The organism is Cellulomonas sp. (genome assembly GCF_036279715.1).
Classification (GTDB): domain Bacteria; phylum Actinomycetota; class Actinomycetes; order Actinomycetales; family Cellulomonadaceae; genus Cellulomonas_A.
The window spans coordinates 1-5,721 of sequence record NZ_DASUIR010000075.1 but is presented as its reverse complement, the minus strand read 5'-3'; the positions used below and the strand labels follow the sequence as shown (position 1 = coordinate 5,721).

Annotated in this window: 7 protein-coding genes; 3 read left to right on the top strand and 4 right to left on the bottom strand. The window is 72.6% G+C overall.

What is annotated here, in order from left to right; all coding sequences use genetic code 11:
• Nucleotides 1–430 (bottom strand): tRNA adenosine(34) deaminase TadA (gene tadA / locus VFW79_RS07840; RefSeq protein ID WP_329676751.1); only part of this gene is annotated, 430 nt, incomplete at its 3' end.
• 107 nt (nt 431–537) lie between these two features.
• Between tadA and upp the strand changes: the two genes are divergently transcribed.
• Nucleotides 538–1,173: a uracil phosphoribosyltransferase gene (upp, locus tag VFW79_RS07835; protein ID WP_329676750.1), complete on the top strand. Its 636-nt coding sequence runs from the start codon at nt 538–540 to the stop codon at nt 1,171–1,173.
• A 179-nt stretch (nt 1,174–1,352) separates the two neighbouring features.
• Complete coding sequence (locus VFW79_RS07830; RefSeq protein ID WP_329676749.1) at nt 1,353–1,949, top strand: winged helix-turn-helix domain-containing protein; 597 nt, start codon at nt 1,353–1,355, stop codon at nt 1,947–1,949.
• Nucleotides 1,950–2,014: 65 nt separating this feature from the next.
• Here the strand turns inward: VFW79_RS07830 and VFW79_RS07825 are convergent, their stop codons facing one another.
• The 3 genes from VFW79_RS07825 to VFW79_RS07815 form a co-directional block, all read right to left on the bottom strand.
• Nucleotides 2,015–2,866, bottom strand: a complete 852-nt coding sequence (locus VFW79_RS07825) for a MetQ/NlpA family ABC transporter substrate-binding protein (protein ID WP_329676748.1) — start codon at nt 2,864–2,866, stop codon at nt 2,015–2,017.
• A gap of 77 nt (nt 2,867–2,943) precedes the next feature.
• Nucleotides 2,944–3,621, bottom strand: a complete 678-nt coding sequence (locus tag VFW79_RS07820; protein WP_329676747.1) for a methionine ABC transporter permease — start codon at nt 3,619–3,621, stop codon at nt 2,944–2,946.
• Complete coding sequence (locus VFW79_RS07815) at nt 3,618–4,661, bottom strand: methionine ABC transporter ATP-binding protein (RefSeq protein ID WP_329676746.1); 1,044 nt, start codon at nt 4,659–4,661, stop codon at nt 3,618–3,620. The genes VFW79_RS07820 and VFW79_RS07815 overlap by 4 nt, the downstream gene beginning before the upstream one ends.
• A 327-nt stretch (nt 4,662–4,988) precedes the next feature.
• Between VFW79_RS07815 and VFW79_RS07810 the strand changes: the two genes are divergently transcribed.
• A complete protein-coding gene (locus VFW79_RS07810; RefSeq protein ID WP_329676745.1) occupies nt 4,989–5,654 on the top strand; it encodes an SDR family oxidoreductase in 666 nt (221 codons plus the stop codon).
• The last annotated feature ends 67 nt before the right edge of the window (nt 5,655–5,721 follow it).

Sequence of the window (5,721 nt, the reverse complement as noted above, 5' to 3'; positions counted from 1 at the left end):
CGCGCCGCTCCTCGAAGAACTCGCGCAGCAGCGCCCCGCAGTCGTCCTCGAGCACGCCGCCGACCACCTCGACCCGGTGGTTGAGCCGCCGGTCGCGGACGACGTCCCACTGCGACCCGCACGCCCCGGCCTTGGGGTCCCACGCGCCGAGCACTAGGCGCGGCACCCGGGCGAGCACCGTCGCGCCGGCGCACATGAGGCACGGCTCGAGGGTGACGACGAGCGTGCAGTCGTCGAGCCGCCAGCGTCCGAGCCGGACCGACGCCGCGCGCAGCGCCACGACCTCGGCGTGCGCGGTCGGGTCGTGGTCGCGCTCGCGTGCGTTGTGACCGCGTCCGACGACCTCGCCGTCGGGCCCGACGACGACCGCCCCCACGGGCACGTCCCCGCTGGCGAGCGCGGTCCGGGCCTCGTCGATCGCGACCGTCATCCACCGCACGTCGTCTGCCCCGGCCACCATCCGGCCATCCTCCCGCACGCCCGACGGCGGGACGAAGGGGCGCCGGCGGAGCAGGTGCCAGCCGGTAAGGTCGAGCCATGCGCCTGCACGTTGCCGACCACCCGCTCGTCGCCCACAAGCTGACGGTCCTGCGGAACAAGGACACGGCCTCCCCCACGTTCCGCCTGCTCGTCGACGAGCTGGTGACCCTGCTCGCGTACGAGGCCACGCGCGACGTGCGGGTCGTGCCGCACACCATCGAGACCCCCGTCGCGACGACGACCGGCACCAAGCTGGCCGACCCGCGACCCCTCGTCGTTCCCATCCTGCGCGCCGGGCTCGGCATGCTCGAGGGCATGACGCGCCTGCTCCCGACGGCCGAGGTCGGGTTCCTCGGCATGCGTCGCGACGAGGAGACCCTCGAGGCCATCACGTACGCGAACCGTCTGCCCGAGGACCTGTCGGGCCGGCAGTGCTTCCTCCTCGACCCCATGCTCGCTACCGGCGGGACGCTCGTCGCGGCGATCGACTACCTGCTCGAGCGCGGCGCGAGCGACGTCACCTGCGTGTGCCTGCTCGCCGCACCTGAGGGGCTCGCGCTCCTCGAGAAGGCCATCGGCGACCGGGTCGACGTCAAGATCGTCGTCGCTGCGGTCGACGAGCGCCTCAACGACAAGGCGTACATCGTCCCGGGGCTCGGCGACGCCGGCGACCGCCTGTACGGCATCGTCTGACCGTTCGCGGTTCTCACCTCGTGAGATGACCGGCCGGGAGGCTGGGTCATCGCGGTTCTCCCTGAGAGCATCGACGGGTGACCTCCCCGCTGCGCACGTGCTGTCGGTCCTGACCCCGCTCAGGCCACCGACCACCGCTCGTCCTCACCCGACGGGCACCGCGCACCCGGAGACACCCCATGACCACGTCCGTGGAGCTCCTTGCTCCCACCCCGCCCCCGCACGCCGGCTTCGTCCTGTACGTCGGCCTGCATGACGACCCCGACGGCGGACCGACCGGCGCTCGCGAGCTCGCGGAGGTCGCCGAGACCCTCCGCGACCTGGCCCGCGAGCTGTTGCCGACCGCCGAGACGTTCACCGCGCTGTCGCTGGTCCCTCAGCGCGCCGGCCCCGACGACGTGCGGACGCTGCGCGACCGGCTCTCGCACCTGAACCCCCTCGAGCACGACGCCCTCGCCGGCACGACGTCCGGGGTCCGGATCGACCTCGTCGCGCAGCAGGTCCACGTCGACGGCAGGCCGGTGTGCCTCACCCGCAAGGAGTTCGCGCTGCTCGCGCACCTGGTCCGGGCTCCGCACCGCGTCGTCGGCCGGCTCGAGCTGCTCCGCGCGGCGTGGGGCGCCGAGACCACGCCGGGCGTTCGCACGGTCGACGCGCACGTGCGCCGGCTCCGCGCCAAGGTCACGGGCGCGGCCGTCGTGACCGTCCGCGGCCTCGGCTACAGGTTCGACCCGACCCCGCGCATCGTCCTGCACGGCTCCGGCGACGGTCGCTGACGACAGACGACAAGACCCCCGGCGCAGCTCGCGTCGGGGGTCTTGTCATGCGTGCGGTCAGGAGGTCAGAAGGCGGGCAGGACCCCGCCGTCCGGCCACTGCTTCTCGATGAAGGCCTTGACCTCCGGCGAGTGGAGCAGGCCGTCGAGCGTGACGATCGCCGGGTTCGTCTTGTCCTCCGCCCGCACCGCGAGGAAGTTCGCGTACGGGTTGTCGACCCCGGACTCGATCAGCAGCGAGTCGTTGGTGGGGTTGAGGCCCGCGTCGAGCGCGAAGTTGCCGTTGATGATGGCCAGGTCGACGTCCTGGAGCGACCGGACGAGCTGCTCGGGTGCGGTCTCGACGAACTCCAGGTTCTTCGGGTTGGTCGCGATGTCGAGGAGCGTCGGCAGCGCATCGCCGGTGTCCTTGAGCGTGAGCAGGTTGTTCTTCACGAGCAGCTCGAGCGCGCGCGCCTGGTTGCCGGGGTCGTTCGTGATGCCGAGCTTCGCACCGTCGGGCACGTCCCCGATCTTCTTGTACTTCGACGAGTACACGGCCAACGGCTCGATGTGGATGCCCGCGAAGTGGTCGAACTTGAAGCCCTGGGCCTTGACCTGCGACTCGTAGTACGGCAGGTGCTGGAAGTAGTTGGCGTCGAGCTCGCCCTCGGCGAGTGACGTGTTCGGCAGCACGTAGTCGTCGAACGTCACGATCTTGAGGTTGAGCCCCGCGCCCTTCGCGAGGTTGTCCTGGACGAACTGGAGGATCTGCGCCTGCGGGACGGGACTCGCGCCGATCGTCAGCGTCGTGACCGCGCCGGACGACGCGGCGGCGGCGCTCGCCGAGGTCGTGTCCGATGCCGTGGCCGACCCGCACGCCGCGAGCGCCAGGGTTGCAGCGGTCGCCAGGGCGATGGCGCCCCATGTCTTCCTCATGTGTCCTCCTCGGACATCGGCCCTCGTGGGGCGGGATGGTCGGTCTATCCGTCCGTGCGGACGGAGGTCTGGGTGGGTCACCTGTGGTCGAGGCGTCGGGCGACGAGGTCCCCGACCGCCTGGACGACGGCGACGATCACGACGATCACGACGACGCACGCGATCATCACGACGGAGTCGAACCGCTGGTAGCCGTAGGAGATGGCGAGCGCGCCGAGTCCGCCGCCGCCGATCACCCCGGCCATCGCGGAGTACCCGACGAGCGCGATGACGGTCACGGTGAAGCTCGCGACGAGCGCCGGGAGCGCCTCACGGACGAGGACCTGGACGACGATGCCCCGACGGGTCGCGCCGATGACGCGCGCGGCCTCGACCTTGCCGGGGCTCACGTCACGCACCGCGGTCTCGACGAGCCGCGCGTAGAACGGGATGGCGCCGATCGTCAGCGGCACGACGGCGGCCTGCCACCCGAGCGACGTGCCCACGACGAGCCGCGTGAACGGGATGACCGAGATCATCAGGATGAGGAACGGCAGCGACCGCACGATGTTCGCGACGAACCCGACGACCCGGTTGACCGTCGCGTTCGCCGTCAGGCCGCCGCGCGCCGTCGAGACGAGCAGCAACCCGAGCGGCAGGCCCAGCAGCAGAGTGAGCAGGGACGCCAGTCCGACCATCTCGAGGGTCTCGAGCGTCGCGGTCGGCAGCTTGTGCTGGATGACGGGGTGGTTCCAGAGCTCGGCGAGCCAGCTCATGAGGCCACCGCCTCGTCGGCCGCGTCGTCGTCGGGTTCGGCGTCGGGCCCTGCCGCGACCTCCGCGTGCACGCCCGCGGCCCGCAGCGCGTCCAGGGCACGCTCGACGTCACCCGCGGGAACGTCGAGCCGCAGGCGCCCGACGCGTCGACCAGCGAGCGTCTCGATCGTCCCCGCGGCGACCTCGACACCCGTCCCGAGCGAGGCCACCGCCGCGAGAACCCGGTGCGTGGGGACGTCACCGGTCGTGTACGCGACCTCGACGAGCGTGCGCTCGTCGCCGAGCGGCTGCGTCGGCACCGGGATGAGCTCCCGTGCGAGCCGCGAGCCGTAGGCGGCGACGACCTCACCGACCGGCCCGTGCTCGGCGACCCGCCCGTGGTCGAGCAGCGTCACCGTGTCGCAGATCTCGCGGACCACGGCCATCTCGTGCGTGATGATCACGACGGTGATGCCGAGGCGGTCGCGCAGGTCGCGGATGAGACCGAGGATCTGACGGGTCGTCGCCGAGTCCAGCGCTGACGTGGGCTCGTCGCACAGCAGCACCGCCGGCTCGGTCGCGAGGGCCCGGGCGATCCCGACCCGCTGCTTCTGCCCGCCGGACAGCTGCGCGGGGTAGGCGTCGGCGCGCTCGCCCAGCCCGACCAGGTCGAGCAGCTCGGCGACACGCGCGGCCCGGGCGGCCCGGGGGACGCCCGCGACCTCGAGGGGGTACGCGACGTTGCCGGCGACGGTCCGGGAGTCGAGCAGGTTGACGTGCTGGAACACGAGCCCGATGCGGCGCCTGGCGGCCCGCAGCCGCGCCTCCGGGAGCGCCGACAGCTCCTCGCCGTCGACCACGACGCTGCCCGACGTCGGTCGCTCGAGCACCGTGAGGCACCGGAGGAGCGTCGACTTCCCGGCCCCCGAGCGGCCGACGATCCCGTGGATCTCCCCCGGCTGCACGCTCACGTCGATGCCGTCGAGCGCCACGACGTCACGGCCCGCGCCGGGGTAGACCTTGCGCAGGCCGATGACCTGGATGCGGGGTGCGGTGCTCACGGGGGCTCCTTGCGGATGGCAGCAGACGACAGTGCGACGCGTCGGTTCGCGACGGCGCGGGACGGCACAGGGCCGGATGATCAGGGGGACGGAGGCACGGCTCCGTCAGGCGCCCCAGGGGGACGCGGCCCGCTCAGCTCAACAGCAGGAGCGGACGGCCAGGCAGCACATTCGACGCGCGACGAGGTCGCACGACGAACCACGGGTGCAGAGGCCGGACATGGCTGAATTTGACCACACACTGAGACGGGAGCGGCGAATGCGTCCACAGAGCGGGACGGAGCCGCGCGGACGGCAGGATCCGCGCACCCGTCCTACGGTGGATCCATGCGCATCGTGGTGGCAGGCGGGCACGGTCAGGTCGCTCGGCGCCTGGCCCGGGCGCTCGTCGAACGGGGCGACACGCCCGTGGGACTCGTTCGCAACCCCGACCACGTCCCCGACGTCCAGTCCGACGGCTCGGGCGCCATCGTGCTCGACCTCGAGACCGCGACCGTGCACGAGGTCGCGGGAGCCCTGTCCGGGGCCGACGCGGTCGTGTTCGCCGCTGGCGCGGGACCGGGCAGCGGCGCCGAGCGCAAGGACACGGTCGACCGGGGTGGCGCCTCGCTCCTGGCCGACGGCGCGACGCTCGCCGGGGTCCGTCGCTACGTGCTCGTGTCCTCGATGGGTGCGGGCAGCGCGCCCGAGCCCGGCATGGACGCGGTGTTCGCGAGCTACCTGCGCGCCAAGAGCGCGAGCGAGGCGGACCTGGTCGGCCGCGACCTCGACTGGACGATCCTGCGCCCCGGCTCCCTGACCGACGACCCGGGCACGGGGCACGTCCGGCTGGACGAGGACGTCCCACCCGGGACGGTCCCGCGGGACGACGTCGCCCGGGTCATCGTCGAGCTGCTGCACGAGCCGCGCAGTGCGGGGCTGGTGCTCGAGCTCGTGTCCGGGGAGGTCCCGGTCGAGGCTGCGGTCGCGGCCGTGATCGAGCGCGAGACCTGAGGCACCGGCACGGCGGATGAGGTTCGGGGCTCCGCGGGTGGGGCGTCGCCTCAGCGGGTGAGCACCG

Bases quoted from the DNA above. Each gene is read 5' to 3' on its own strand.
- upp (WP_329676750.1), top strand. From the start codon at position 538: ATGCGCCTGCACGTTGCCGACCACCCGCTCGTCGCCCACAAGCTGACG.
- VFW79_RS07830 (WP_329676749.1), top strand. From the start codon at position 1,353: ATGACCACGTCCGTGGAGCTCCTTGCTCCCACCCCGCCCCCGCACGCC.
- VFW79_RS07825 (WP_329676748.1), bottom strand. From the start codon at position 2,866: ATGAGGAAGACATGGGGCGCCATCGCCCTGGCGACCGCTGCAACCCTG.
- VFW79_RS07820 (WP_329676747.1), bottom strand. From the start codon at position 3,621: ATGAGCTGGCTCGCCGAGCTCTGGAACCACCCCGTCATCCAGCACAAG.
- VFW79_RS07810 (WP_329676745.1), top strand. From the start codon at position 4,989: ATGCGCATCGTGGTGGCAGGCGGGCACGGTCAGGTCGCTCGGCGCCTG.